The following is a 3,424-nucleotide window of genomic DNA, read 5'->3' as shown; positions in this document are numbered from 1 at the left end:
CGTGTAATGTTCATCTCGGACTCCTCTCTTCTTTGACTAGTTGATAGTTACTCTAGTCTGGCACATTGATGCCGATTAAGGGTGGAGGAGTCCATCCCATTGGGCTAATCCTGCGTGCCAATCAACAAGCCATCCCTGTAAATCCATCCAGACCCAATACAGGTGATCTCTATGACAACATTGAAACTCGTACCGATACCAGCGAAGCACAAAAAGAAACTGGTAGAAACGCTTACATTGAACTGCTCGAATCTCAGGCTCGATGGGCAGATAGCGCGATACCGGGTTGTCATTTTCCGAGAGACTTCAAAGAACAAGGCGGAACCACGCTCCTGAACCGACAAATCAAATCTGCCCACGAGCTTGCCGTGATGGCGCAGATTCTTCGCGATCCACGCTTTGAAAAACTGCGCATATTTTATACACGCGGAAATGCATCTAATATACTTTGCAGAATAAACTCAGATTTCCCGTTAGGAAAATTTCTAATGGAAGCCATTAGGGTAACTTGTTGAATATAAGGTTGTTTCTTTAAATTTGAGTTGCTTAAATCTGCAAGTTTTCCTTCCGGGAGATTTCGACAAAAGTTGTTTATTTGATTGGTTTTTCGTTATTGGGAAATCGCTAATGGAAAATCTGGGATAAACTTGTTCCAGTGGAATTGAACCCTAATATAAAATATGAATAAATGTTATTAATGCAATTAAACGAATGTAATTCTATCGAGTTATTTTGACGATCAGTAGGGACAGCATGAAATCATCCGCTACATCTTTTAATAGCAAGTGGAAAAGAGCCTACGATCAATATCGTCAACTAGAAAAGGAATTTAGTTGCGAACCCGAAAAAGAAAAAAGATTTCTTATTTTACTAAAAAGTGCTGCTGGAGGTAAAAGCAGTCTTAAAAATACACTCAGAGAATACAAGGCCAACCCAAACTTACGACTTCCTTCCACAAAACTAATCGCGGAGTTTCAGGGTTTAGCCGACCTGGCATCAAGCTATTCAACACAAGATAGTGATTTTGTATTTGAAGATGTTTATCATCTTGCTTTTGACAAACTTAGTCATTTGCATTGGCCAGATTATAACAATCCTATTTCAACTAGAAATGTACTATATCGTGGACAACGGAACGATGAGTGGGATATTCAAGCGAAAATATACAGGGAGCTACCGAATAACAATTTTCGACTCCAAATACTCAGAAATAGAGCGACTAAAGCATGTTGGATAAGCCGCGTTATTTCTGAAGAACTAAATTTCTCTTTTTGTGATGCAATGGCTGTTGGCCAACATTATTCTGAGATTCTTGAGATATCAACATGGTATGTTGATTTTAGTTGGAACCCTTGGATTGCTTTATTCTTTGCTTCTGATGGAGCTATAACCGGAGATGTTGGAATTATTTGGAGCATTTTTACGAATGAATATAACAATTTTTCCGCTGGTCAGAACAATCCAATTGGTCCACTGAAACTTTCTGTTCCTGATAGAATAGAGAGAATCAAAAGACAAAATGGCGTGTTTATTAGTTCAGTCCATCCTTTGCTTTTAAAGCAATATATTGCTTTTGGAAGTGAATCCCGCTTTAAACAACATACAGGATTGGTATTTGAGGATTCATTGCTCAATATATCCAGAAAAAATATTTATCCAAGTAATGATTCTATCTTATCCAAGCTCCTGAAACTAATTTCTAGCAGCATTATTTGCAAAAAATGTGAACCATGCACTCTACAATGTAAGGTACCATCAACTCTATTTACGGATCCATTTGACTCAAATACGTACGTACAAATCTTAAATAATTGGTGGAAAGATTTTCATGAACATTACGGACACCCTTTAGAAACTGCTGAAATACATACACATACAGCCTTCACTACTTTGGCATCGTTTCATTCTCTCTTACAGTCGGATGAATACGCAAGTACTCTCCCCTCTCACATGCGTTCATTCAGAAAATTAAAAATAGCTATAGAAAATTTATTCTGTCAAAAACAGAGTTTAATGAAAATATCTGTAAGGCAAGCTATTATAGACTCCTATCTCTCACAGGCAACTAATAATGAAACATATTCTATATTAAAAGGCGCACTCAATAAGATACTTCCATACTAATTGTACTTAAACAGCGCTAGTGATGGTTACAGATCGCCGCAGCCAAGCCTTCTTCTTTCAGTGCTGTGTGGAATGGCTGGATTTTCTACCGCGTGATTTGATTGAGTTTTTTCTGGCCGAATGCTTTTTTGATCCGTAATCGGTAAAGTTCATCGTCAAGCTTCCAACTGCGTTTTCTAGGCCTCACATGGGGGAGCTGAAGTTTCACACATTTTCTTATGCCACCATACGCAATAAAGCGTCAATAAAAGAATTTTGTGTGGTTTTGGCGCGTTTGGGGCAAAAGCTATCAAAATCCTTATCGAGCGCGGCCTGAGTGATCAGTTTTCTGACATCGGCAAAGGCAAAATGACGTCGATTGTTGACAGCGTAGCAACGCTGCGGTGCTTTTTCAAGATGATCGGCGTAAATCCAGGTTATCGTGGTTGCCATCATGCAAAAGTTAAGATGGTTGGTAACGGCATGTTGGTTTCGTGTTTGACTCTTTGCGCTGCCGATCTTCTGCTTGATTTCTTTGAAACCGGCCTCGATTTTCCAGCGGGCGCCGTAGTATTCGATAATTTGCTCGACGGAGAGATCGAGGTCGATGGTAAACAGCGCAACCCATTGGGATTTCCGATAAACCCAAACCACGCGCACGGCACATTTGAGTGTTTGTAACATCACAATTTTGTCGTAAGCTGTTACATCCCGCAGCTTGCCATAGAGGTTGACCGAATAGGTTTTGGCGCGCTTATGAAATTCGTTGGCCAGCATTGATGCACTGCCCATCTTAGAGCCATACTTTTTGGACCGTCCCCGTTGATGCACCTGTCGCTCGAGTGGTAGCGAAAACAATGTAGTATTGACGCGCAACCTGGAAAGCAGATGACAATGCTGGCCGACAGTTTTACGCATTGGTTTGAATAAGCCATTGTTGCCAAAGCAGCTATCGGTAACGACCAACAAGTCTGTATCAGCGAAAGCGGTAGCAATGTTTGACAACATTTCATTGGCTTGTTCAAACTTGGTTTGGAACAATGGGCGCTTGCCATTGACCTTAACGTCCCCTGCTTCAATCGTTTTTTTCATGTGATAGAAGCGAAACATCAAAGGCAAGCAAGCCCAGCGGCCTTTGACGATTTTTAGCAGACCGATGGAGACAATATTTTGCGACCAGGGGTATGACCTGGTCAAGTAAATCCGGACACCCCAGTTAAGCAACTTTTTTCATATTTTCCGTTTCTGCCTCATATTGATTTGGGCTTTTATAACCCAGGTATGAATGCAACCGATAGCTGTTGTAAAACATGGTGATATA

General features: G+C 40.6%; 4 protein-coding genes. 2 read left to right on the top strand and 2 right to left on the bottom strand.

Features of this window, described 5'->3' with window-relative positions; translation table 11 throughout:
* Nucleotides 1-68 precede the first annotated feature (68 nt).
* Together BMY62_RS15605 and BMY62_RS15600 are read left to right on the top strand one after the other, a co-directional pair.
* The gene (locus BMY62_RS15605; RefSeq protein WP_090662144.1) at nt 69-515 is read left to right on the top strand and encodes a hypothetical protein; all 447 of its coding nucleotides are present in this window, start codon (nt 69-71) and stop codon (nt 513-515) included.
* A gap of 238 nt (nt 516-753) precedes the next feature.
* Nucleotides 754-2,124: an FRG domain-containing protein gene (locus BMY62_RS15600; RefSeq protein ID WP_090662141.1), complete on the top strand. Its 1,371-nt coding sequence runs from the start codon at nt 754-756 to the stop codon at nt 2,122-2,124.
* A 216-nt stretch (nt 2,125-2,340) separates the two neighbouring features.
* Here the strand turns inward: BMY62_RS15600 and BMY62_RS15595 are convergent, their stop codons facing one another.
* Together BMY62_RS15595 and BMY62_RS16750 are read right to left on the bottom strand one after the other, a co-directional pair.
* The gene (locus BMY62_RS15595; RefSeq protein WP_143058846.1) at nt 2,341-3,300 is read right to left on the bottom strand and encodes an IS701 family transposase; all 960 of its coding nucleotides are present in this window, start codon (nt 3,298-3,300) and stop codon (nt 2,341-2,343) included.
* A gap of 19 nt (nt 3,301-3,319) precedes the next feature.
* The coding region (locus tag BMY62_RS16750) for an IS3 family transposase (protein WP_371264103.1) at nt 3,320-3,424 on the bottom strand (105 nt) is incomplete at its 5' end.

This window comes from Nitrosomonas marina (assembly GCF_900111605.1).
GTDB lineage: Bacteria > Pseudomonadota > Gammaproteobacteria > Burkholderiales > Nitrosomonadaceae > Nitrosomonas > Nitrosomonas marina_A.
Note: the sequence above shows the minus strand (reverse complement) of the source record. Positions and strands in the feature narration are given on the sequence as shown.